Origin of the sequence: uncultured Actinomyces sp., from assembly GCA_900541895.1 — a bacterium.
GTDB lineage: Bacteria > Actinomycetota > Actinomycetes > Actinomycetales > Actinomycetaceae > Pauljensenia.
The window spans coordinates 28449-53044 of record UWSI01000006.1 but is presented as its reverse complement, the minus strand read 5'-3'; the positions used below and the strand labels follow the sequence as shown (position 1 = coordinate 53044).

Annotated in this window: 21 protein-coding genes; 5 read left to right on the top strand and 16 right to left on the bottom strand. The window is 55.3% G+C overall.

Annotation, left to right across the window (positions count from 1 at the left end; genetic code table 11):
- Nucleotides 1-253 precede the first annotated feature (253 nt).
- Nucleotides 254-868, top strand: coding sequence for a hypothetical protein (locus QZR18_RS03050; protein WP_295910308.1), 615 nt, complete (start codon nucleotides 254-256; stop codon nucleotides 866-868).
- Nucleotides 869-933: 65 nt separating this feature from the next.
- Here QZR18_RS03050 and QZR18_RS03045 read toward each other — a convergent pair whose 3' ends face one another.
- The 10 genes from QZR18_RS03045 to QZR18_RS03000 all read right to left on the bottom strand — a co-directional run bounded on the left by QZR18_RS03045 (nucleotide 934) and on the right by QZR18_RS03000 (nucleotide 12084).
- Nucleotides 934-1614: a hypothetical protein gene (locus QZR18_RS03045; RefSeq protein ID WP_178706664.1), complete on the bottom strand. Its 681-nt coding sequence runs from the start codon at nucleotides 1612-1614 to the stop codon at nucleotides 934-936.
- Between the two features lie 48 nt (nucleotides 1615-1662).
- The gene (locus tag QZR18_RS03040) at nucleotides 1663-2103 is read right to left on the bottom strand and encodes a GtrA family protein (RefSeq protein WP_178706661.1); all 441 of its coding nucleotides are present in this window, start codon (nucleotides 2101-2103) and stop codon (nucleotides 1663-1665) included.
- A gap of 20 nt (nucleotides 2104-2123) precedes the next feature.
- The gene (locus tag QZR18_RS03035) at nucleotides 2124-3047 is read right to left on the bottom strand and encodes a glycosyltransferase (RefSeq protein WP_295910305.1); all 924 of its coding nucleotides are present in this window, start codon (nucleotides 3045-3047) and stop codon (nucleotides 2124-2126) included.
- 247 nt (nucleotides 3048-3294) lie between these two features.
- Nucleotides 3295-5256 carry a glycosyltransferase gene (locus QZR18_RS03030; protein ID WP_295910302.1) on the bottom strand — a complete coding sequence of 654 codons (1962 nt, stop codon included), beginning with the start codon at nucleotides 5254-5256 and terminating at the stop codon, nucleotides 3295-3297.
- Nucleotides 5257-5348: 92 nt separating this feature from the next.
- Entirely contained in the window at nucleotides 5349-7355 is a 2007-nt protein-coding gene (locus tag QZR18_RS03025; protein ID WP_178706652.1) for a DUF6541 family protein, read from the bottom strand.
- 30 nt (nucleotides 7356-7385) lie between these two features.
- Nucleotides 7386-8114, bottom strand: a complete 729-nt coding sequence (locus tag QZR18_RS03020; protein WP_178706649.1) for an ABC transporter ATP-binding protein — start codon at nucleotides 8112-8114, stop codon at nucleotides 7386-7388.
- On the bottom strand, nucleotides 8114-8992 hold the full coding sequence (locus tag QZR18_RS03015; protein ID WP_178706646.1) for an ABC transporter permease: 879 nt from the start codon (nucleotides 8990-8992) through the stop codon (nucleotides 8114-8116). The genes QZR18_RS03020 and QZR18_RS03015 overlap by 1 nt, the downstream gene beginning before the upstream one ends.
- Entirely contained in the window at nucleotides 8989-10155 is a 1167-nt protein-coding gene (glf, locus tag QZR18_RS03010; RefSeq protein ID WP_178706643.1) for a UDP-galactopyranose mutase, read from the bottom strand. Before glf ends, QZR18_RS03015 begins: the two co-directional genes overlap by 4 nt.
- Nucleotides 10156-10210: 55 nt before the next feature.
- Nucleotides 10211-11074 (bottom strand): glycosyltransferase, encoded by an 864-nt coding sequence (locus tag QZR18_RS03005; protein ID WP_178706640.1) that lies wholly within the window; start codon nucleotides 11072-11074, stop codon nucleotides 10211-10213.
- Nucleotides 11071-12084 (bottom strand): glycosyltransferase, encoded by a 1014-nt coding sequence (locus QZR18_RS03000; protein ID WP_178706638.1) that lies wholly within the window; start codon nucleotides 12082-12084, stop codon nucleotides 11071-11073. The genes QZR18_RS03005 and QZR18_RS03000 overlap by 4 nt, the downstream gene beginning before the upstream one ends.
- Before the next feature lie 118 nt (nucleotides 12085-12202).
- Between QZR18_RS03000 and QZR18_RS02995 the strand changes: the two genes are divergently transcribed.
- From QZR18_RS02995 to QZR18_RS02980, 4 genes are read left to right on the top strand one after another with little or no spacing between them, the layout of a single operon-like run.
- Nucleotides 12203-14104: a C39 family peptidase gene (locus tag QZR18_RS02995; RefSeq protein WP_178706635.1), complete on the top strand. Its 1902-nt coding sequence runs from the start codon at nucleotides 12203-12205 to the stop codon at nucleotides 14102-14104.
- Complete coding sequence (locus tag QZR18_RS02990) at nucleotides 14067-15500, top strand: hypothetical protein (RefSeq protein ID WP_295910298.1); 1434 nt, start codon at nucleotides 14067-14069, stop codon at nucleotides 15498-15500. Before QZR18_RS02995 ends, QZR18_RS02990 begins: the two co-directional genes overlap by 38 nt.
- A 36-nt stretch (nucleotides 15501-15536) precedes the next feature.
- Nucleotides 15537-16802, top strand: coding sequence for an LCP family protein (locus QZR18_RS02985; RefSeq protein ID WP_295910296.1), 1266 nt, complete (start codon nucleotides 15537-15539; stop codon nucleotides 16800-16802).
- A complete protein-coding gene (locus QZR18_RS02980; protein ID WP_178706629.1) occupies nucleotides 16802-18118 on the top strand; it encodes an LCP family protein in 1317 nt (438 codons plus the stop codon). Before QZR18_RS02985 ends, QZR18_RS02980 begins: the two co-directional genes overlap by 1 nt.
- A gap of 67 nt (nucleotides 18119-18185) precedes the next feature.
- Here QZR18_RS02980 and QZR18_RS02975 read toward each other — a convergent pair whose 3' ends face one another.
- The 6 genes from QZR18_RS02975 to QZR18_RS02950 all read right to left on the bottom strand — a co-directional run bounded on the left by QZR18_RS02975 (nucleotide 18186) and on the right by QZR18_RS02950 (nucleotide 24582).
- The gene (locus QZR18_RS02975) at nucleotides 18186-18698 is read right to left on the bottom strand and encodes an NUDIX hydrolase (protein WP_178706626.1); all 513 of its coding nucleotides are present in this window, start codon (nucleotides 18696-18698) and stop codon (nucleotides 18186-18188) included.
- A 55-nt stretch (nucleotides 18699-18753) separates the two neighbouring features.
- Nucleotides 18754-20424 (bottom strand): hypothetical protein, encoded by a 1671-nt coding sequence (locus tag QZR18_RS02970; protein ID WP_178706623.1) that lies wholly within the window; start codon nucleotides 20422-20424, stop codon nucleotides 18754-18756.
- Nucleotides 20425-20427: 3 nt separating this feature from the next.
- On the bottom strand, nucleotides 20428-21423 hold the full coding sequence (gene galE / locus QZR18_RS02965; RefSeq protein WP_178706620.1) for a UDP-glucose 4-epimerase GalE: 996 nt from the start codon (nucleotides 21421-21423) through the stop codon (nucleotides 20428-20430).
- Between the two features lie 19 nt (nucleotides 21424-21442).
- Nucleotides 21443-22768, bottom strand: a complete 1326-nt coding sequence (locus tag QZR18_RS02960) for a HAMP domain-containing sensor histidine kinase (RefSeq protein WP_034251792.1) — start codon at nucleotides 22766-22768, stop codon at nucleotides 21443-21445.
- A gap of 17 nt (nucleotides 22769-22785) precedes the next feature.
- On the bottom strand, nucleotides 22786-23466 hold the full coding sequence (locus tag QZR18_RS02955) for a response regulator transcription factor (protein ID WP_034251789.1): 681 nt from the start codon (nucleotides 23464-23466) through the stop codon (nucleotides 22786-22788).
- A 93-nt stretch (nucleotides 23467-23559) separates the two neighbouring features.
- Nucleotides 23560-24582 (bottom strand): adenylate/guanylate cyclase domain-containing protein, encoded by a 1023-nt coding sequence (locus tag QZR18_RS02950; RefSeq protein ID WP_019126227.1) that lies wholly within the window; start codon nucleotides 24580-24582, stop codon nucleotides 23560-23562.
- Between the last annotated feature and the right edge of the window lie 14 nt (nucleotides 24583-24596).

The following is a 24596-nucleotide window of genomic DNA, read 5'->3' as shown; positions in this document are numbered from 1 at the left end:
TTACGCAAGTCCAAAAGCGCAGAAATCCGCGCTTTCCGCGAAATTCCAAGGAAACCTGAAGATAAAGCTGAACACTTGCTGTAAATATTGGGTAAAAACAGCACATTTACAGCCTTTCCGCTACCCTTTTTCTATGCAAGCCATCTCACATTTTCTCTCGACAATCCAACGGACGAATCATCCAATTTTGACCCACTATCACAGTTTTCGAGATGAGATTTCGGGCCCCGTCGCCTCTCGCTGGGTCTCAAAAATGGCAAATTTACTTGCTTCTGACCTCAGTAACGACCTGTTTGGAAATACTGACACCCCCTCTAGCATTCTTATTGAGCTACCATCGGGCTGGCAGGCAACATTTTGGCAGGTCAGCGGGGATTTGATGGGCTGGGAAACCCAAAACACCCTTTTCTCCCAGCATTTATCCAGTAACGCTTTCAGCTTCGATGTGCACGTCAGTAATGAACTCGTGGCCCTCGAAGCAAGCACTGCAGCATGGCGCCTAGCTCATTCCACCGCTCCCCTGGCTATGCGCTGGAGAGGCCCTTTACCCTCCGGGATCCTTGATACACTATCCGAGCTCATGGCTCAAAGCGATCAATTCGAGTACGAGACACTGGACAGCGCTCCTTCCATGAAGGATTACCAAGCGCAGATCAACTCTGACGAAGAGACTCTTCTCAAGGAGGTTTCGGCGCAGGGACAACCCACGCGCCTGGGTCTCTACTGTGAAAGCTTCCCAAGCGCTCCCCTACTCACGCGTCTATGGATGGATGGACACAGCATCGTGATCGTCAACAAGTCTCACTACAGCGTCGAAAAGGCGCAGGAAATTTTCGCCAGCGAAAAGGTGTGCCTTGCTGTGGATTAGGAGCTTAAAGCCCCGCGCTCAAGGGACTGCTCACCTGCCCGTTAGGGGCGCGGGTTTAAACCCTATTACTTCTTCAGGTGGAAGATCTCTGTTCCTGCCCGATTAATCTTTGCACCATCGCCGGTTTCGATATCCCAGCACACCATCGCCTCGCTTGTGCTGGCACACACGTCCTTGCCTGCATAAACGGTTTCTCCATAGGAAAGGGTGCGCAAACGCTCGCCCTGGTTCGTGGGGAGCGGTCCATCTCGGCGCGCGGAAATATAGGGGATTTCTTTGTCTTTAGAGAGCCCTGCGAAAAGAATATTGTCTTTGGCAAGGGGCTGCGTTCCCGGGAAGAACTCCTGCTCACCGTAGGGCTTATCCTCACGGTAGGAATCGACCATGCATAGCTGCAAAAGATCGTTAGCAAACCAGCAGTGGATGTTTCCAGAGGGCGAATTGACCCAGATTCCTTTGGAATCTCCGGTGTCCTCCAAACGGCTTGCGCCCTGAGGAATGGAGCCAAGTGTTGGGCTCACTCCCACATCATGGGCATTCGCCGTGGAACTTTGCGTCGAGCTTGTGGCCGAGGAGCTTGGGGAAGCCTCACTTTGCGCACTCCCCTGTGTTCCGTTCCCGCTTGCCGAGGCCACTGGAGAGCTCTGTGCCTCTGCGTTCCCCAAGCGCGTCTTGCAGGAAGTCAGAGAAAGGCTGACCATGCCGATAAGGGCGACGGCAGAGACCTTGTTGATGAGACCACGCATTATGGGACCTCCAACAGCGTTGTGTGGATGTGTTGGATGGAAGTATATCTACTTCTCGCGGGTAAAAATGAACCTATATCCCAAATAGTTACATACCGCTCCGGTGCCCATAGCAACGATTTTTGCGGCAGGTTTGAGCAAGGACAGCGAGATTCCCAACCCGAGTGCGGGAAGACCGTGAACAATCGCCCAAATGATGGCGGATTGAAGGACCATTCCCGTGAAGAGCGTTAATCCCGCAAAAGAAAAGAACGAGGCCCAAGAAAAACCTTTTGCTTGGAAGACGAAGTGCTGGTTAATCCAGTAGCTCACGCACACAGTGATGACCGTTGAGGTGATATTCGACGGGATCACCGGCAAATCGAAGCCCACCGAGAGCAGTGAGAAGAGCGAAAAGTCCAGAAGCGAGGTTCCAACACCCACCAAGAGGTAACGGTAGAAGGAACCCGCTTCAAGAAGACGCTTCCACGCCTTTTGAAAGACGTTCATAAAGCCCGTAGATTCGCTTGTCAGTTCGGAAGCACCGAGGAGTAGCGCAGGTACGCCAAACGCATGGCTTCGCGGCGAGTCTTCAAGTTACCGGATTGAAGCAGTCCGACAACGAAGGACAAGACGCCAACGATCACCAGAGAAGAGGCCAGTACAGCGCTGGGGAGCTTGGGAACATTGCCAGCCTGGATGAAATGCCAGATGACAGGGGCTCCAAAGCACAGGGCCAGAAGCATGAAGATTGCGGAGAAGATCCCGTAGAAAGCCATGGGGCGTTCGTGTGCAACAAGTCGCCCAATCAGTCCGAGGATACGGAAGCCATCGTGGAAGGTACGCAGCTTGGATTCTGAGCCCGCGGGGCGATCCTTGAAGCCGACGCCGTACTCGGCCTGAGGAACGCGCAGTGCCATGGAGTGGACCGTGAGTTCGGTTTCGATCTCGAACTCACGAGAAAGCGCCGGGAAGGACTTGACGAAACGACGAGAGAAAACACGGTAGCCGGAGAGCATGTCCGTAACGGTGTCGCCGAAGAGGAACCCGACCAGGGAGTTGAACATCTTATTTCCCTGAGCATGACCGGGGCGGTATGCAGAGTTATCCTTATCGTCAACACGGCAGCCCAGTACGTGATCAAGGTTTTCACGTACCAAAAGGCCGATCATTTCGGGTGCGGCCGAAGCATCGTAGGTGTCATCACCGTCGATCATCACGTAAACATCGGCATCGATGTCTGCAAATGCGCGACGCACAACATTACCCTTCCCCTTACGAGTCTCCTTGCGGACGATTGCGCCGGCTGCGGCTGCAACTTCAGCGGTACGATCCGAAGAGTTGTTGTCGTACACGTAGACTTCAATTCCCGGAACTGCATTCTTCAGGTCCGTGACAACTGTGCCAACTGCGGCTTCTTCGTTGTAGCACGGGACGATTGCTGCGATACGCACCTTGAATTCCTTTACTCCGACATCGGGGGTCGCAGGCAAAGCCTGCACTCATGCGTATAGCCTAGCGAAGATCACTGCAATTTAGCGAGATCGCAACCCCGGCAAGTCGATTTTCGTGTTGAATCGCAATATTTTCAGTTGCCGCCGATGACGCTTCACAAAAAATGCGCGTGACATAAGCGTGGTGGGTGAGAAGAAATTCCTCACCCACCACGTTATTTCTCAGGACTACAGCCTGTGCTACGGGTTACTTCAATCCGAAGGTCTTTTCCCATGCCTGAACAGAGACAAGTTCAGGAAGAGCTTCCCGGTACTCACGGCTCAGCGAAGCCCAACGGCGAATGAGTTCCGCATGGAGCGCAATACTCTCAGCCAAGGCACGACGGTAGTGCTTGGCATCGCGCTGGTAGCGCCATGCACCGGAGCCTTCCGCGTTCGACACCAGAGCAGAGTTCAGGTTTGCAAGCCTCCACCAACGAGCATCCGTGCTGGAGAGAACATCCTCAACACGGTCCTCACGGTGTTCGCCTTCGGGCAGGAACTGCTTGGTGATACCAGCGATTGCCTTTGACATGAACTGGGCGCGTGAATCAGGCTTGGTGCCGACCGGAGCAGGCTTCTTACGGTGTACTGCAGGGAAGTCTGCGGCCTCGGTCATCAAGCGGGCATCAGTGTATTCCTTTGCCTTTGCGCGTGCCTCTGCAGCTCGTGTGTGCATCGAAGGGTGCAGGTGGCCTGGGCCAAGCAATACGTCCTTAAGCCCCTGGCGGCGCAGATCGGCGCTGTAGTACTGCAGAGAGAGCAGTGCGCGAACGTCCGAGGCCAGTGAGGTCTTCGGGAATGATGCACCGCGCGGGTAGGGAGAGTGCAGCAGCTTGATGACCCAACGGTTGCGCTGGTGGAAGTAAGCCTGCCAGTCCAGACCGTCGTCCTTCTCAGTCCACGGCACGTGCCACACGGCAGCGCCGGGAAGAGAGACCGTCGGGAATCCGTGTTCTGCTGCGCGCAGGCCGTATTCGGAGTCATCCCACTTGATGAAGAAGGGCAGGGACAGACCGATCTCAGCAACAACAGGCTTGGGGATCAAGCACATCCACCAACCGTTGTAGGCGACATCGATGCGGCGGTTCAAGCGAGGATCATTGCGGATCGTGCGCTGAGCCAAGTCAACTGTTGCAAGTTCAGGGTTGACAGCCCCCCACCAGAATTTGTGAGCATCGATCGTTTCACCCATCGAGTGCAAGATCGTACGCTCATTTGCATTGAACATGTGGCCGCCGACGATCGTCGGCGTCAGCGTATGCTCTGCGAAAGCAAGTGCGCGAAGCAAGCCTTCAGGTTCGATGACGGCATCATCGTCAAGTAGCAGGACGTAGTCCGAATCGGGGTTCTTGAGCATCTCGTACATGCCGCGAGAGAAGCCACCGGAACCGCCCAGGTTTGCCTGTTCGATCACCCGGAGCTTGCTTCCCAGTTCTTCTTGAAGACGCGGGTAACGCTCGCAGTCCTTCACGTTCTTATTACCCTGATCGACAATAAGAATCTCGGCAATGTGATCAAGGACCTCAGGTTCTGCTTGGAAACGCTCGGCCTGAGTCAAGCAGTCTTCGGGAAGGTTGTAGGTGGTGATACCCACGGTCACATTGGCATGACGGTCACCTTCGCGCGTAGGTACCGACCAGGTTCCCCATTCGAGCTCAACGTCTTCCTTGAGAGCAGTGATTTCGGGCCAGATCCAGCCGCCGTCACCAAAACGGTTCAGCGGAATATCGAAGCTCAGTTCACCAGATCCTGCGCGCGTTGCAACAGGGGTAAAGGTACCACGTGCTGAGGAACGCATAACCTCAACAACCGCCCTCTTCGAGAGCTTCAGAGTCAGACGGATATTACGAACATCTGTCCAACGCTGCCAATAAGAAGCAGGGAAAGCGTTGAAGTAAGTCGCAAGTGAAAGACGCTCGCGTGCCGGGATCAGAAGCGAGGTACGAGTCGCATCCACTCCACGGGGCATTTCAAATTGTCGAAGCGTAAGTGCGCTCTGGTCTCCCTGAGAAGCACTTAGTGCAGCACTTGATGGAGCAACGCCCCAGTCGACGTAGAGCGGCCATAACGAAGTGTCACTCTCTCCGGGGAACACAACGCGCTGGACGGGAGTCCATTGCTGTTCGGTTGCAGTTCCTTCAGCAACCGCTTCGGTTTTCGCTTTCACGCGACACTCCTTCATTGTGTGCATTTATGGGCAAAGTCTATGACAGAAAAGCCAATAAAATCTATGTCAAACCGCGGGCGTCTTGTTGACGTTTAGTCAAGTCCGCAAGCGGTGATCTTGTAGAGACTATAGGGGCCTTGTTGGAGCACAGTCTCAAATCCCGGGGTCTGTGGAGTAATATTTCGAACTCCTAGCCACGGGTGCGGTTCATCAAAAATCTGCTTATGACGTTCAAGGACCATCACATAGTGCACATCAAGGTCGCGAAGCATCGGACAAACCTTAGCTGAATCCGTTGCAACCGCATCAAGATGGTCTTTTAGATATTCAGATTCAGGATTTGGTGATCCAATCCAGTTCCCAGGCATTGCAGGGAAAACGACGGGCAATCCTTCAACACCGTAGGCGAACATTGACCCGTCGAATGGATCATTCATGACCTTTGTGTCAGTACCGACAATCGAGCGGGCCTTCTCCATGAATGCGAGTTCTTCGGTGTCGGTGTACTTCGTTGCGACGTCAGCGCTCATCTGTGCGAGCATCTTTTCACGATACGCGATATTCGAAGATGCGAGGGTGAGTACAACTACCGCTGCGATCAAAACAATTGATGTTCCAGCAACGATTCCTCGTTTTACAGATGTCGAAGCGGTGTTCTCGACAAGTTTCGACACTGTGGAAACACCGGATGAGAGAGCATAGGCTGCCAAAGCAACCGCAAGGATACACATCGCGCCAGCAGGCCGGAATGAATCGTGATACCAGAATCCAGTTGCGACATTACGGAAGCGTCCTTCGAAGGCTGCGCACAGTACGTATAGGCTCGCGACTGCAAGGTAAGAGAAGACGATCCAAGCCTTCCTGCGAAGCAAAGCGACAAGAAGCCCAAGAAGAACGAAGACCGCAAGGACGATTTCTCCGCCGTATTCGCCATCGGTTGCATTCATCGACAAAGTTGCCACTGCGCGAAGTGATTCTGCGGGTGTTTGGAAAGAATGCCACACCCATGTAACGGTTCGGCGCATGAAAGGCGCTTTATAGAGCGCAACCCAGATACCGGCCGCTGCGACAAGCAGCGAAGTGCAGACAGTAAGCGCCAGCCATACCGATCGCTTCGCACAAACCTTCCAGGCGCTAAAGAACAGGAAGGGGAAAATCATCACTGCGATGGTGAAAACAGAGTTCGGTTGCGCCAGGGCGATCGCTGCAAAACCTCCAATCAACAGAAGTAGGTAGGCAACGAGTCCACCTGGTGCAAGCGTCTTTAACCGAAGACCACGGACAAGAAGAACAATCGCAGCGAGATAAGCGGGTGTTAACGAGTACGCAAAGAAATTCGAATATAGGACACCAAATGTTAAAAAGCCCCATGGGTACGACCCGAAAAGACCGGCAATCGCAATTGCAAGCTGCGGGGCAAGGTCAAATTTCTTCGAGAAGACCGCAAAAGTAAGGAGGCTGGCAGAAAGAGGCCAAACGAAGAGCAGAACAACAAGCGTCGATGCATTGATTGCCTGCATCATCGATGTGTTGAGCACAGAAAGAGCTAAGGAGACCCAGCCATGCCAGAGCGCGGGATAGAAATGAGAACCGATCGTGCCATCAACCGTCGCACTGTGAAGGGAAGACGCATCGCCAGAGTCGAGAATCCAACGAATGACAGCCATATGGAAAGGCGTGTCATACGAATAAAGAATTGCATCTGCTGAGCGGAACGAGCGAAGGAAGACAAAGAGAACGACCCCCGCGTTAATTCCCAGACACAGAAGTGTGACCAGAAGGCCACGCAGATTCGACAGCGAGAAGAGATGAGCGAAACTAGCTACCCAGTCGTAAGGGCGGCGTCCTCCAAGGAAGGAAAGTCCTGCAACAAGGAGCATGGTCGCTAGCGACACCGCAACAACAAGCCCTAAGCCCCAGACTCCGGGTTTAAAACCAGAAACTAAGGAAGCAGCACCCAATACCGCTGCACCAGTCAGTGGTGCAAAAGCAATAGTGAGCACCCGGGAACGGAACAGCAAGGCGTTCACAAGGATTCCCGGAACATAAAGAATCAACGCTAAGACAAGAGCCGGAACGAGGAGCGAACTCCAACCCATACTTCTATCTCCTGATCTAGGTGCGAGGTATCAAAGGGAACGCAGTCGATCGACTGCTTCTTGCGCGCTTCCATCAACAAGAAGTTCACCATGGTGCAGCAGCACTCCCCTATTGCACAGGCGCGCAATCAGGTCAAGGTCGTGGCTGACAATCACCAGCGATGTCCCCTGCTCCTGCATCTCATGGATACGGTCAAGGCACTTGCGTTGGAAGGGCTCGTCGCCCACAGCCAAAATCTCATCAACCAAGAAGATGTCCGGGCTGGTGTGGACTGCAACGGCGAAAGCCAAACGCAAGAACATACCCGAGGAGTAGAACTTCACCTCGGTGTCAATGAACTTCTCAATTTCCGAAAAAGCAACAATATCGTCAAAGGCAGCTTCAATCTGCTCTTTACTCATGCCTAGGATCGCGCCGTTAAGAAAAACATTCTCGCGGCCTGTTAGGTCTGGGTGGAAGCCGGCGCCGACTTCGATGAGGCCAGCCATACGTCCTCGGTAGCCCACCGAGCCCTCATCCGGAGTGATGACTCCTGAAATAAGCTTAAGCATTGTCGACTTACCGGAACCATTGAAGCCGATCAGACCGATCGAATCCCCCTGCTCAACCGAGAAACTCACATGGTTGAGTGCGCGGAAATGATTCACCAGCTGGTTGCGACGCCCCGTAAGGCTCCAGACCAAACGGTCTTTCAAGGTGTGCGTATTGCGCAGTGCGAATTCTTTGACAACATCATCAACACGAATAACTTCAGTCATCACAGCTCCTGAGCAAACTTGGGATCCATGCGCCTGAAAGAGACTTCGCCAAAGATAACAGCGCCTAGAGAAATCAGCAGAGCAATTCCCGTCCAGAGCCCCAGATTGGGAAGGTAGGGATTCGCGGCAGCATCAACTAGGGTCGGCTGCCAGAAACCGTAGTGGAAAAGCTCAACCGCAATAGTCAGCGGATTGGCCTCGTACACCCACCACAGCCAGTGCAGGCCGTGGGCATCCAGAACGTCGCGCACACTAAACCACGTGTACAAAACGGGAGACACCCACGTAGCCATCATCAAGATCAGGTCAACGAAGTTCTCTGAATCGCGGTAGAACACGTTGAGTGCACCAGAGAAAAGGCCAATTCCCAGTGCAAACATTGACACGATGAGGAAGGCCGCAAGGATTGCCAAAACTCCCCACACCGTCGGATGCCAGCCGAAAAGGAGTGCACCGACGAAAAGAACAGCAACCTGTGGGAGGAAGTGCACAAGGGCGACCCACATGGCCGACATCGGGAAGAGTTCACGGGGAAGATAGATCTTCTTCACCAGCGGAGCGTTGCCGACAACAGAGCGGGTTGCGTTGCCAAAAACTTCCGAGAAATAGTTCATGAGAACCACACCGGAGAACATGTAAATGACATAGTTCTCCACGGCGCGGTTCATCTTCATGAAAACACCAAGCGCAAAGTAGAAGACCAAAAATTGGGTCAACGGCTTCGCGTAGCTCCACAGCATTCCAAAGATCGAGCCGCGATAGCGAGCTCGCAGTTCCTTATGAACGATCAGGCTGGTCAGGTAGGGCTGACGGAAAACCTCGATCAGCCCCGATGACTTGCCCGGGGTTTGGAATTGCTGCGATGCGATGTTACTCAACGAGTGGTCCCATCCTCGAACAAGGGGGCAAGCTCGTTATCGAGCATCGTCAGTGCCGAAGCGATGGCCATGTGCATATCCAGGTACTTGTAGGTACCCAGGCGGCCGCCGAAGAAGACACGGTCTTCATTCTTCATAAGCTTACGGTATTGCTCGAGGCGCTCGCGATCCTGTGCGGTGTTCACCGGGTAGTAGGGCTCATCGCCGTGATCAGCAAAGCGAGAGAACTCGCGGAAAATCACGGTCTTCTTGTCCTGGTAGTCACGCTCGGGGTGGAAGTGGCGGAATTCGATGATTCGCGTGAAAGGAACGTCGATATCGCCGTAGTTCATGACGGAGCAGCCCTGGTAGTCACCGGTATCGACGACTTCCTTTTCGAAGTCGACGGTGCGCCAGGACAGGTCACCTGCCGAGTAGTCGAAGTAGCGATCGACCGGGCCGGTGTAAACAACCGGAACCTTGCCGACAACCGCGGCCTTGTTCAGCGGGTTTTCGGGATCGAAGAAGTCGGTATCCAAGTAAACGTCAATCAGGTCCGAGGCCACCATGCGTTCCATCCACGCGGTGTAGCCATCTACCGGCAGACCTTCGTACTTATCGTTGAAGTAGCGCGAATCGTAGTTGTAACGCACGGGAAGACGCGAAATGATCGAGGCGGGAAGATCCTTGGGATCGGTCTGCCATTGCTTAGCCGTGTAGTTCTTGAAGAAAGCCTCGAAGAGGGGACGACCAACCAGGGAAACGCCCTTGGACTCGAAGTCAGTGATCTCTTGGCCGTCAACTTCTGCCGCCTGCTGGGCAATCAGCGCGCGGGCCTCGTCCGGGCCGTAGGCGGCGGAGAAGAACTGGTTAATGGTTCCCAGGTTCACGGGCATCGGGTAGACAACACCGTCAACGGTGGTCCATACGCGGTGAACGTAAGAAGTGAAGGAGGTGAAACGATTGACATACTCCCACACGCGCTCATTGGAGGTGTGGAAGAGGTGTGCGCCGTACTTATGGACTTCGATACCGGTTTCCGGATCAATCTCAGAGTAGGCATTGCCACCAAGGTGTGAGCGACGCTCAACGATTGCGACGCGGAGGCCCCAGCGGGATGCGGCCTGCTCAGCAATTGTCAGGCCGAAAAGGCCAGATCCGACGACAACGAGGTCATAGTTCACGGTCGAACTCCTTTCAATCCCAGTCAGTATAAGCGAAAGAACTGGACAGATCGCGTCATTGGTCTTTCGACACGAACCAGCGAAGTTTTCCAACCCCTCGATAGAGAGTTTGTCGAAGTTGTGTAGGAATCAACCGATAGGCCCCACGGATGGCAAGGTTTCGCGAGTATTGAGCCTTGGACACGATTCCTTCACTGAGCAAAAGGTTTTGAAGGCGCATCTCTGAGCGCAGCATCTGCGCCCCGCCGCGCCTCTTATATGCGCCGGATCCCACGCGATAGCGAACAAGAACCTCTGGCACATTCGCGCATGGAATTCCCGCTGCAACCATCCGTGCAAAAAGCAAGTAGTCCTCCATCAGCTGAAGGTGCTCATATCCTCCGACTGATTCAACTGCACTCTTGCGGTAAACAACTGAAGGATGTGCGAAGGGAGAGCGGTAGGAAATGACCCGACGGATCTCTTCTTCGCTGGTCGGCATAGTCCGGACCATCCCGCCCTCGGCCTCGTCATCGCTGAATTCTTGAATTGCTGAGCCCAGCAAGCCCAAGCCGGCCTCGACGAGGGGAACCTGGACTGCGAAACGACGGGGAAGCGAAATATCGTCAGCATCAACGCGCGCAACAATTTCATACGAACAATGTGCCAGGCCAATATTCAAGGCATTCGCCAGTCCCATATTGCGCTTGAGCCGGACGACCCTGACATCTGTGTTTCCCAAAATTTCGGTTTCTTCCCCTCGCGCAGCGCGGTGAAGAAATTCCGAAATCTCTTCAGGGATGGGACCATCGCACACAACAACCAACTGGCGTGGGCGCAACTCCTGTTCGCGCGTCGCGCTGGAAACTGCACGGAAGAAGAACTCCGGCTGATCCCCTGCATAGACAGGGAGCAGAACCGAAAATTTTGTGACTGTCATCGAGGCTCCCCCTCTGAGCAGCCACGCGTCTCAGGGCTAGATGATGAGCACCCGCAGCCGCACCCACAAGCGCGCCGTCCCTGTTCAAGAGCAGCCACTTCATCGGCAACCTCGGTGAGATGAAGGATTTCACTGGAGCGCAACGGCGGCCGCCAGGCATCACGAAGCCCCTCACGCAGGTATCCGAGCGCAGCTTCGCGGTCAGCCGAGGCGGCAATCATCTTTGCCCAGCGAAGCGCAGTGGCAGCTCCAAAAGCGCAGCGATCAAAAAGGCCAAAGCCGGAAGAAGTTCCAAGCGCCCAGACTTTGTTACGAACTTCGTTGTAGAAACGCGGGCCGGGATCGGCAGTGGAGTTTCCGAAGGTCTTCGTCCGATGCTCGACACGTGCCCCATCCACGTAAAGTCCCACTCTTCCCTTGAGAAGGCGCGCGGTGTATTCAAAGTCGTCATTCCACAAGAAGTAGGCGGCTTCAGGAAGCCCTTCTTCCTCAATCGCGCGAGCATCGATCATGATCGCCACGAAGGAGGCCGTGCGAATCTGACGCGCTCCAACAGCAGCGGCGTGTTCACGCAGCTGCCGGGAAATCAAGAAGCGTTCGCGAGGCGCATTCATTGGGTGTTCGCGTCCGTCAATCCAATCGGCTCGGCACGCTAAAACGGCGGGGACACCTGGGTATTCCTCGCGAGTTCGTAGCAACACCTCAAGGGCAGTAGGAGTCGGGATCGTGTCATCATCCATGATCCACACGAGGTCGGCACCCAAAGTCATTGCCCTGGCAATTCCTGCGGCAAAGCCGCCAGCACCTCCGTAATTTTGCGGAAGCGTCACAACATTGGTGACGGCAGGATGCGAAGCTATGAGCTGGGGGGTTTCATCACTGGAAGCATTATCAACAACGACGACTCCATCCAATGGCCGGGTCTGCGAGGCAAGGCCGTCCAAGGTTTCACGCAAAAGCTGTGCTCGGTTCCATGCAACGACGACGGCGATGACGGTTGGATTGCTCATGGGATAAGCCTACGGGCAAATGTGAGGTATATGCCAAGTAATGAACATAAATTCTGAATATTATTCGGCTAGAGTGTTTGAAGAGTAAGTTTCTCTTTGCCCCCCAGGAGACTTCTTCATGAAGCATTCATCTATCGCATCGACCTGTGCGGTGTCAGTGCTGTTTGCACTTGCACTTGCCCCTACAACACACGCAGATCCCTCTTCCGCTTCACCATCCCCCTCCCCGTCAGTCAGCACCGCGGCCAGCGAGGCAACGCCTTCGGCCTCCCCCACGGCCTCGGCACACGCAACCCCAAGCGAGGCCACGCCCACCACTGCCGCGATTACCGCACCCCCCCCCGCACCGTTCTCCCCCGCTGATGTCATTCGCCAGCACTGGCAGGAATTAGGCGGAGAAAACGGAGTACTTGGCGTTGCCACCTCTTCACTGGTGCCCCTTCGTGACGGTGCTTTCATCCAGTTTTACCGCGGCGGCCAAATCTACTGGACCCCTCAGTACGGTGCACACGCCTCGCGCGACGGAATCCACGAAGCCTACAGCGCACACAAATGGGAAAACGGCCCCCTCGGTTTCCCAACTTCTGATGAAGAGAACCAGACGATCGCGGGGATTCGCGGCGCAGTTCAAACCTATGAGAACGGCGAAATTCGTTGGAGCAGCCAGGGCGGGTCCCACCCCATATGGGGCAAAATCCTTGAGCGCTACAAGGCCGCAGAAACAGAAGGTCGCTCGCTCGGGTGGCCTCTCAACGATGAGATGAAGGACGCTGCGAACGGCGGCACCTACCAGCACTTCACTGGTGGCTCGATCTATTTCCACCCGTCGACCGGCGCGCATAGGGTGACTGGCGGTATCCGTAACCTATGGGAAGCTCAGGGCTGGGAACGCGGCCAGATGGGTTACCCGACGGGCGAAGAGACCGCTACGGCGGGTGGTGGCGTGTATCAGACCTTCCAAGGTGGCACTGCCTATTGGCACCCCCGCACTGGCAGCTATTACGTGCATGGTGCCGTGTTGGGCGCATACGGGCGCGCCGGATATGAATGGGGGCGTTTTGGTTACCCGACCAGTAACGAAACGCCTTCCGCAAACGGCGGCGTTTTCCAGACGTTCCAGTCAGCCACCGCTTACTGGCACCCCGGTTCGGATTCTTATTTTGTCCACGATGCGATCATGGGAACCTACGCTTATTACAACTGGGAACGTGGGGAACTCGGTTATCCGCTCTCTGACGAAACCGCTACGGCTAATGGGGGCGTGTATCAACGTTTCCAAGGCGGAACCGCATATTGGTCGCCGCGCTCCGGCTCACACGCTGTCACATCTGATTTGCTTGCCGAATACGGTAATCACGGGTATGAGCGCGGCCACTTGGGCTACCCAACCTCTGAGGCTTACTGGGACGGCAACCGCCATAAGCAGAACTTTGAGCACGGTGTCCTAGAAAAAGCCCACGACTTCAACGTCACGTGGGCCGGGCAGCCTAATAACTATTTCTGCGGCCCGACCAGTGGTTGGATGATCCTCAACGCGATTGGGGCACATTATTCCGCTCAGGGTGTCCCTTTGAGTATTAACGCCGTAGCCAGCCGCGACTACATGAACACTGTGGGCTACGGCTACACGAGCTTCCACGATCGTCGTTTTGAATATGGGATGAATCGCTGGTTGGGCCGTGATGCTTACACCACGATTCACACTCCCTCGGTTGATCAGGTGCGAGATTCGGTAAAGAGCTCCTTCCGCAAGGGACTCCCCACCGCTGTTGATGCCCAGGAACGTCGAGGAGGCCCCCACTATAACGGTCACCCCAACTCGACCTTCTCCCACATCTTGGTTGTGACTTCCTACGATCCCAACACCGATTCCATGCGGATGGCCGACCCGGGAGTTCACTACCTCTGGAATGGCGAGGAACAGTTCTGGTACCACCTGCCCTCATTCACCCAGAACTTCCTCCAAACCGAGGTCGAACGCGATGGACGCGAACACATTGGTATCTACACCGCACGCTGAGAGTTTGGGTGTTCTGGGAACGCCGACTATCCCGGAACACCCCGACCTCCATTCTCATTCCCGAGGCCGCGCGTCCCTGCGTCGCTTTGCTTTCCTCAGCGCTTGCGCTCTTGTGGCCCTTGGCAGCTGCGCAAGCGGAGGGAGCGGAGATTCTTCGGCCTCAGCGGGCGCGAGTGTATCGCCTCGTCAGATGAACGGCGTCTTCGAGCCTCTCGTTGCTCCCTCTGCACTGGAGGATCCGCACGAAGGCGCGTGCACAGATCTCTCTCTTCCTTTTGAGATCATCGCAATGCACGCGAGCAATCAGCCATGCGAATTGTCTCCATCGGGGCAAACCCAGGAGGCTTCCGTAGATGAGAAATGGTCGCTGGGCGGGGATTTCCGCCAGATCCCTTCTCTTCCCATCGACGGCTCTCAGGTTTTCGGCTCATCCACACACGACCCGAACGATCTGTACTCCTACAAGCCCGCAATTCTCACCCCTCAAGGGGCACGCGATCTATCTGCCGACCTTCTTCGAGAAGACGGAAACTACGTTGAGCCACTCGATGGAACACAAAACGGTCCTTGGATTACTTTCCTTGGCCGGCAGGTTTCTTCTTCCTCAACTGGAGATCACCAAGAAGACAATGTCTTTGCCCCGTGGACGGTTTTCTCCTGGAATAAGGCCGAGCAACGTTTGCACACCGTAATGACGTGGAGTGATCTTCCCGCTCACAGTCCACGAAGCGCAGGTGAACTTCCTCCTGTGAGCGATGGGACACACGCATTTTACGGCGCAAAAGCCGCAACTGATCATGGAGATTTCTCGCTTGTCGTCACCCAAGGCCTCGACGATTCAAAGCGCTCTGACAAGCCCAAGATTCTTCTCTTTGGTGCCTACCCCTCGGTCTGTGAGCAGGGGCTCAGCGTGGTTGCCACTCCAAAGGACTCACCTCTCCCCTCTCGCGTTGTCACCCTCAGCGGAGATGATTTCTCAGCGGCCACCACGCACTTCGACCTCAAATCACAGGATTACCGGATCAGTGGGCTCTACGCGGCCGGCGATCACCACGCGGTCCTCGTTACCCCATCAAGAACTTCTTCTTCGGCCTCGTCATACCTTGGAATCTGGAATGACAGCACCGCTGACTATCCCACGCAGTGGATCATGCTTGATTCCCGAACTCCTTGGGTTTCCATTGGTGAAGAGGCAATCGTGTGGGGTGCGGGATCGCAGGCGAACAATGCACAGATGTACCTGCGTCCATGGGAAACTGGCAAGATCGCGCGTCTGGGAGAAACCCCCGGATACTCACGCCCCGTTGTCGCTGCACGTGGACACACGGTGATGATCCCGCGTGTGAACAGCCAGGGTGGCATTCAATGGAGTATCGGGGAATTTACTGCGGAATAACACGCGGAGAACTCAAGTAACGATATGATAAACGCGATGAGTACTCCACAACCGCGCGATGCGCGACCGATCCTGCACTCCGCGACGCTCCCTTTCAAGAGCGGTGCGGCACGAGTGGTTTCACTGGTTGCTTTTACCTGTGTTCTATTGCTGGTGTGGACAGTGTTTTTTGTCTATCACAGCTTTGGTAGCCAGCTTTCGGCAAACAGCATCAACACAAATGGTCTTGGAAATGCGAACTCAACCGAATCCGCAGCACCCGCGGACTCTTTTGAAGGTCGCGCGGTCAATATCTTGATTTCGGGTATTGATTCACGACAGAACCAGGGCGATGATGCCAATGGTGATCCTGATGAGCTGTCGTCAATTCACTCCGACACGACCATGTTCATGCATATTTCTGCGGACCGTTCGCGAATCCAAGTCGTCTCTATCCCCCGAGATCTCATTACCGATATTCCCTCGTGTCGCCGCTCCGATGGCACGACTTCTTCCGCCTACACAGGAATGTTTAACTCCGCATTCTCAACGGGCTCGAATAACACCGATATCGCGGGCGGTATTGCCTGTACCGAGGCCACAGTTGAGCAACTGACCGGGACGAAGGTTGATGGCTTTGTCGTCGTCGACTTCCACGGTTTCCGCGGCTTGATTGATGCTCTTGGAGGGGTCTGGTTCGATATCCCCGAAGATATCGATGATTCCAAGTCAGACCTTCACGTGCAGGCAGGATGCCAGAAGCTTGATGGAAAGACCGCACTTGCCTACGCGCGCACACGCTACGCCATTGGCGACGGCTCCGACCTCAGCCGTATCTCCAACCAGCAGAAGCTTGTCGCGGCAATTATGCGCGAGTTGATGGCGAAGAACTTCGTTTCCGATCTTCCCTCACTTCTCTCCTTCACGAAGCAGGGGCTTTCAGCTCTGCAGCCTTCGCAGAACCTGTCAAACATCAACACCGACGTGGGCCTGATGCTCTCACTCACTTCGGTCAAACGTTCGAATATCCAGTTCATCACTTCACCGAACCAGTATTCGCCGGTTGATCCAAACCGAGTCATCAACCTGGAACCTCAGTTCAGTCAGGTGTGGGAAGCAATCCGCAAGGACCAGCCCTTCCCCGCGACAGTTGAGTTCACGAATGGCAGCGGTGAAGACGGACAGACGAATGCTCCCGCTCAGGATCCTTCGGCCTCGCCTTCCTCATCACAAAGTGCATCTGCTTCCGCAACATCCAGTGCAAGCGCGTCGCAGTCTCCAAGCGCCACGCCGACTCAAAAGCCCTGTCCCCCGGAGAAGTGATGACTCAACCGCCTTCATTCCAACCTGATCCTTCACGTCGGCGGCCTCGTCTTTCAGAGGTCACCAACGCTGGTGCCCAGAATGAAGAGGCGGTTGATCACCCCCGCAGGGTCCCCACTGACTCCCCGCAGTACGCTCCTGCACAGCAGAGCACACCGGCTGAGCCTTCCCGCGTTCAAGAAGAGGCGATGCCTCCTTCCTTTGCGCCCCGTGCACGACGAACCCAGCCTCCGGCCTACGCCCCCTCAGCTCCAGCACGAGAATCTGTAGGTGCGACTTCCAGACCTCCTGCGTGGGCATCAACGCAACGCCCGCACTTCCAACCTGTTCAAGCCCAGCCCAGCGCACGCCAAGCCGGGGGCGTAAGCCCAGCGAAGCCTCGTCAGAGGAAAAAGAGGCGCTGGCCTCTTGTCGTCGTCGCGTGCGTTCTGCTGATGTTGGCATGGCCGGTTTTCCTGATGATGGATGCCAACTCTCATTTGAAGAAGATCGATGCGCTGTCAGGAAGTGCTAACACTTCTGGAACTACGTATCTATTAGCAGGCTCAGATTCACGCGCAGACGGCTCGGTACCCGACGACACCGAGGGGCAACGCGCAGACTCGATCATGCTTGTTCACGTTGCCCCCAATGGACAGACCAGCAATATCTCCCTCCCCCGCGATACCTACGTCGAGATCCCCGGCTATGGCTGGGACAAGCTCAATGCCTCATATGCGTATGGAGGCCCCGCGCTCTTGGTCAAGACGGTCGAAAAGCTCACCGGACTTACCGTAGATCACTACGCAGAGATCGGAATGGGCGGAGTGTCAAATATTGTCGATGCGGTCGATGGGGTGAATCTGTGCTTCGACCTCAGCGTTGAGGATAAACGCTCGGAGCTCAATTGGGAAGCCGGATGCCATGACGCCGACGGTAAGACTGCTCTAGCATTTGCGCGCATGCGCTATTCGGATCCACGGGGTGACATCGGACGTGCTGAACGCCAGCGCCAGGTTGTGTCGAAGACCGTTTCGAAGGCGATGAAGCCGGCAACATTGCTCAACCCGATGAGCGCCCTGCGCGTTGAACGAGCTGGCGCTTCCGCATTCACGGTCGATCAGGACTCATCTGTTATTGACGTTGCACGCTTGGTACTGGCATTCCGTGAGGCGCAAAACTCCGGAATGACCGGTGTTCCCCCGATTGAATCGCTGGGCTATGCGACATCGGCTGGAAGCGCGGTGTTGCTTGAAGATACGACCGCACCGGATTTCTTCGCCAAGCTTCGTGCTGGGACGCTGACAAAAGACGACCTAGCATCGCAGTTCTCATAATCGGGATGCCCCTGAGGCAGACCCACAGATCCTCCACTCAAAAGTCGCGCTCAGCGTTAAAGAGCAGTCAGGAATTATTGCGAAGGCTCCAGACAGAAAAAGCCGCAAGAGAAATAGCGTCTTGAAGCTGGCCCCCCACAATCATCTCTTTGAGTGCATCAAGACTGACCCACTGAAGCGCATCAACTTCTCCGTCAATAGCTTGACGTTCCTGAGGTGGGACCGTGCAGGAGACAACTTCGACGTGCCCGGCAAGGATGCCAGAATCAGGGTAAATCTGTCCCAAGGAGTGTCCGTTTTCCCCATAAAATCCGGTCTCTTCAAGGAGTTCACGCAAGCCGGTCGCTACCCCATCCGCATCTGTTTCCTCGCTCATTCCTCGTGGGAATTCCCAGAGTTCACGCTCAATGGCAAGACGTTGTTGACGAACGAGGGCAAAATCACCGTTCTGGTTTCGAGCAATCGCAACCGCCCCGGCGCGATTTCCCCCAATAAAAACGCGGTGCATACGCGGAATCGCATCGTTACCTTCGACCCACAGGGGGAAGTTTTCCGCGTGCCAAACCTGGGTCCATTTCATGGCGTCTCCTTGTGCCTGATGGGGTGAGTTTTGAGTGGTTGTCAAGTCGTCGAATTTAGGCCTGAGCCAATCGGATTTCAGACATCATTCTTGAGGGACGGAGCTTAAAGAGCTCCCGGACATCCGAATACGGGAAGGATGCAAGGAACGCAATCGCCGTCCACAGGACATTCATCCAAAGAGTATCTTCACCAAACCATCCTGAATCATGTGCGGTCAGGAAGAAGGCCAAAATGGTAACGGCGATGCAGCGAAGCACTCCGCTGAAGACACGTTTACGCCACTCCACCGGATCGATTTCGAACTCTCGAATGAAGAGTGCAAGAGAGCGCCACGCGTTACGCGAGGCTCGTTTCACTCTGATTTCCTCAGCCGGGTGTGCATCTGTGAGGGCACTGAGTTCAAGCTGAGCAGCACGAGCGCGGGCGGTCATCGGGTGTGTCAGCACACGCTGGTACTGTTCGGGAGAAAGGGTTCCCATGGCCTCGGTAATTTCCCCGTTGACGTTGAGTCCGCGCGTGCTTCCCCCAATTCCCTCACGGCCAGAGCCAGTTTTTGACACAACTCGCAGCCCTATGCGGGCAAGTATCAGTCCAGTGTTTTCTTGCAGGCGGGCACGCCAATATTGCTTTCTACTCTGCGGTGGGACGCACATCCCCCACTGGCGCTGTGCCCGGACTTCCGCATCATCAGTGCCATCATCGTCAGCAATCATCGTAAAACTCATGCGCGAAGTTGCCGTATCGAGGAGCGCAAGACGCTGGTGCATAGCCGCATCCTCGTAAAGAAGTGAAAACCAGCGTAATGCACAACGCGCCTGAGGCGCTGTGAGCACATCACGATAAAGTTCCCCCTCTGAGGCGTCTAGATCCGCTGGTGGCGCTTCTTGCATCCAGTGGGACAGAAGAGAGACAACATCACCACGACGAGCTGGGCGAGTCACTTCCCCACCGTCATTGGCAATCCACTTCGGCAGCCAGGCCCGCAGGGTGCGAGCGATTGCGATTGCCTCAGTATCCTCAAGATCTTCGAGGCGACCATGGCTCTCCCAGAAATCAGCATCCTCAACGCTCGGAGTACGCGGCCACGTCACGAGGTGAACACGCATGTCTTCCATCGCGCGCACCCATTGATCGCGTCCCGTTTCAATAAGCCGTGCCGGATCTTGCCGAGAACGCGGTACCCAGCAGTACGCTGGGTATGACTGCCCCTCGTCGGTTCCCGTTTCGTTCAGTCCTTTGAGCAGCAGGGCAAGCCGGGCATGTCCCTCAGTCATCGAATGAACTGTAGGCATCTCACTTTCAAAGACAGCGCGTGCAGCAGAAACGAAGCCTTCGCGCTCAACCTGACGGCGTTGAAGATCCGCCCACTCGGTACGTTCTTCGAGGCTCCCAGGGCGCGCAAACCCGGCGGGAGTACCCTCGGGAGGCTGACAGCCCACAAGCAAAGGGAGGTCGTGGTACGAGGGCAAGCCCAAGGCCTCGGCAAGCCCATCGGGACCAAGAGCGAGGAAACAGACCCCATCGAGAAGCTGATTGCGGTCGATATAGACATAATCCGCACTCAGCAAGGCCATTCGCAGCATCACGACGAAACTGTGCAGTGCTGCCTGCGGGCCAAGACGACGCCACGCCATGGCCTGCTCAAGAGAATCTAAATCACTGATGGATACAGTCGACGAATTCCACGGTTGAGCAGGCAAGGCGTTCGGTTCAGCGTCTGTCATAGATCAGGACTGAGAGGGGACCTTAATTGCGCGAGGCCCAGACTGCCAAGCATCCCATGCAGACTGCAGAATCTCGGTGACGCCGTAGTTAGCCTTCCAGCCCAAATCCACAGCAATCGACTGCGGATCGCCAATGAGCATGGGTGGGTCACCTGCGCGACGGTCAAGTTCGTCGACAGGGAAATCCCAGCCGGACACCGCGCGAAGACCATCGATGATCTCACGCACTGAAGTACCCAGACCGGTACCCACATTGAATTGACGATGCGCAGGAACGCCGCGTGTCAGGGCATCCAGAGCAAAGATGTGAGCATCGGCCAGGTCTTTGACGTGAATGTAGTCGCGGATGCAGGTTCCATCATCGGTCGGGTAATCCGTTCCGAAGATCTTCGGGTGCTCACCGCGAGCCAAACGGTCAAGGACCATAGGAACCAAGTTGAGGCATGCGGGGTCGGCGAGATCATTCCATCCAGCGCCGGCAACGTTGAAGTAGCGCAGTCCGATCCAGTTGAGGCCCCATGCACGTTCAGCATCGGCCATCATCCATTCGCCGATCAGCTTGGTCTCGCCGTAAGGATTGATGGGCTTCTTCTCAATATCCTCGGGGATCACGGGGACCGGAGGCATCCCATAAACGGCAGCAGAGGAAGAGAAAATCATGTTCTTTACGCCGGCTTCCTCCATTGCCAGCAGAACATTTGCCAGACCACCGATATTTTGGCGGTAGTACCAAGCAGGACGTTCAACAGATTCGCCGACCTGCTTCTGAGCAGCAAAATGAATAACGCCAGTAACGTCTTCATCGATCATTGCCTGGGTCAAGATGGGCAGAGCCTCATCGCGTGCGACATCCACTTCAATAAGTGTCGCATCGCCAATTCGATTGGCTGCGCCGGTGGTCAGATTGTCAACAACAACAACCTTTTCGCCACGTTCCAGCAGAAGACGAACAACGTGTGCGCCGATGTAGCCGGCGCCTCCAGTAACAAGAATGCTCATGGAATTCAGTGTACGGCAATTAAAAGCGTCGTGAGCGCCGCCCCATCGAGACCAGCGCGCCCTCTGGCATCACGCGCCCCGGGTCATAGCTAGCGGGAATCGCCGCCAAAGAGAGAGTGAAAACTGGCGGAACCGCCTGAGAAAGCTCGATGCGGCCACCCATCGTTTCAATGAGGTCCTTCGCCAATGCCAGGCCAATTCCGCTTGAACCGTGACCCGACACCCCATTTTCGAAGATATAGGGGGCCAATTCATCATCGACGCCTTCACCTTCATCGGAGACCTCGATGATGACGCCTCGACTATTAGCGCTATTGCGCGCGTGCACCCAGGTAGTGCCAGCACCATAGCGCAAGGAATTTTCGATCAAGGTTGCAAGCACCTGTGCAATCTTCGCCTCATCCGCAAGAATCGGCATATCTGCCTCATCTGTGAAGCGTAAGACGCGATCGGCTTTTTCGAAGGCTTCTTCCCATTCTTCACGCTGGGTGTTAAAGACTTCCAGAACATCGATGGCTTCAGTTGCAGATGCCTGTCGTTTATTTGTATCCAGCAGTTCAGTGACTACCGTTGTCAACCGTTCAACCTGTTCTAGGCATGAACGCGCTTCTTCCTGCACTTCTTCTTCGGTCGAAATCATTTCAATTTCTTCCAGACGCATGGAAAGCGCGGTCAAAGGAGTGCGAAGCTGATGCGAGGCATCGGCGGCCAGCTGCCTTTCAGCGGCCAAACGGCGTGCCATCTTCTCGCCCGTACGCTGAAGTTCCTCTTGAACAAGATCGATTTCCTCGATCCCTGAAGGCTTGACACGCGCTCGGACCTGACCGGAACCAATTTGTTCCGCTTGAGCCGAAAGATAGATCAAAGGTGCCGATAGTCGCCTCGAGAAACGCGCCGCAAGGGCCCAACCAACAGCCAGAGAAACAAGGATTCCTAAAAGGAAAAGCCCTGAAACGCGAACGATGCTTCGAATCGCGTTACGCGCTGAAATCATTACCGTCACTTTGACGCCATCCGGTGATGAAGCGCTTCGAGTGATAGTGATCCCGCGAAGCCTCTCCCCCAAAGTAATGGCTTGCGGGTTCTGGGGAATCATAATCTCGACGTAGGCCGGCTCCCCGTTGGTCACAAGGGTTTGCGCCCACATGCGCGCATAACCTTCAGACAGAGTCGAGGTGCGAAGTCGTCGATCAAGATTGGTTTGAACCGTCTGCACGCGGGCGTCCAGCGACGTCGTTTGCGAATTCCAGACGATCAAAGAAGACGCCACAGCCGCGGGGATACCGAAAATCAGTGCAACAACCGCAACCGCGGTCAAAATCATTCGCGCAGCACGTCTACGCATGACAGACCTTCAGAGCTTTAGGCAGAGGGCTTTTCGAAGCGGAAACCCATTCCGCGAACAGTGGTGATATAGCGCGGAGATGCTGCGTCATCACCAAGCTTGCGACGAAGCCACGACACATGCATATCCAGTGTCTTTGTCGAACCGCTCAGGCCATTTCCCCATACTTCACGCATCAGGGTGTCGCGCGGAACGACATTTCCAGCCTCACGAACCAGAACGCGCAGGAGTTCAAACTCCTTTGCTGTCAGAGAAAGCTCTTTGCCTGCAACATAAGCACGGTGTGCGGCCACATCGATACGGACGTCCTGAACGACAAGATCGCCGTCTGCAACCTCGCCGCCGCCGCGTCGCAGCAGTGCACGAACGCGTGCAAGGAGCTCTGCCAAGCGGAAAGGCTTGGTGACGTAATCATCTGCACCAGCGTCAAGGCCAACAACCATGTCAACTTCGTCGGCGCGAGCAGTAAGGATGAGAATCGGCACGGAGGACCCAGAGGAACGAATTTCCCTTGCAACATCCAGACCGTCCATATCGGGAAGACCTAGGTCAAGAACAACCAGGTCAACACCATCAAGATCTTCGAGTGCGCTCCGGCCGTGGTCATGCGCGCGCACATCGTAGGTTTCACGTGCGAGGGCGCGAGTAAGCGGGCCAGCGATAGCCGGATCATCTTCAACGAGAAGCACTGTAGTCACGGAAATAGCATACCGGATTTCAGGGATCTCTTGTACATTTCTTGACCTAAATGGGATGAAATCACAAGATCAGGTAAAAAAGCAGGCACTCTTTTAGCGACGATAGGTCAGAAGATAGGGCGAAATCGTTCCAAAACCGCGCAAAGTTGCGCTTGGGAACTCTTCTACGTCGTACTCCATCCCCGCTTTACCTGCAGCAATCGCGGCAGCCGTGGTGGGATCCATCAAGATTTTGCCCACTGGAGCGATATCCACCAGGCGCGAAGCCAAGTTAACCGTCGGACCAAACACATCGCCTGAACGAGAAAAGACATCACCGCGCACGAAGGAAGCACGAACGGGAAGCATCTGATCATCAGCGCCGAGCTGCTCAATAAGTGAAACCGCTACTCGAAGGCCCGTTTCGAGATCATCGGCAATATACATGACCGCATCGCCAATCATCTTGACCACGCGGCCCCCCGCATCCGTCACGGCGTCACGCGAAAGCTGCTCAAAACGACCAATAAGGTCAACCAGACGCCCACCCAGAATCGTCGACGATGAGGTGTAGGAAACCATGTCAACAAAGCCCAGGGATCGATTCAGCGGGAATCGCGGCTGCAATCCCTCATGCCCACGCGTGGCGATCTCATGATCCATCCGCTTGAGCAGCGCGTCCAATTGACGCCGCCACGAATGCCGCAGCAGTTCATCAAACATGTCAACGCGCTCGCGAATATGGTCAAGGACATACATTCGTGCCGCGGTGTCATCTAATCCGTAGCGTCGCATCGTGTCTTCAACCAGCGCTTCAACCTGCCACAAGCCCAAACGGTCAGCTAAGTGGGAATTCGCACGGAGAAGCGAACGCGCGGTCGCCTGATCAATAGCCCCCGAAGCAATAAATTTCGACCATTCAATGAAAAGCCGAGCGTCGTTTTCCGTAAAGACCTTTTCTTCGGCGCGCGGGGACGGGAAACCCATTGCGACCCAGAATTCGCGAACTTCCTCGCTGCTGGTCTGCGCCATCTGAGCAAGATCATCAACAGTAAGGGTAGCCGGACCGCCAAGGAGGGAAGAGCTATTGGTGTGTGCAGTCGAAAAATCGTGACTCAATCCTGCTTCTTCCTTCACAGCTTCCTCCACGC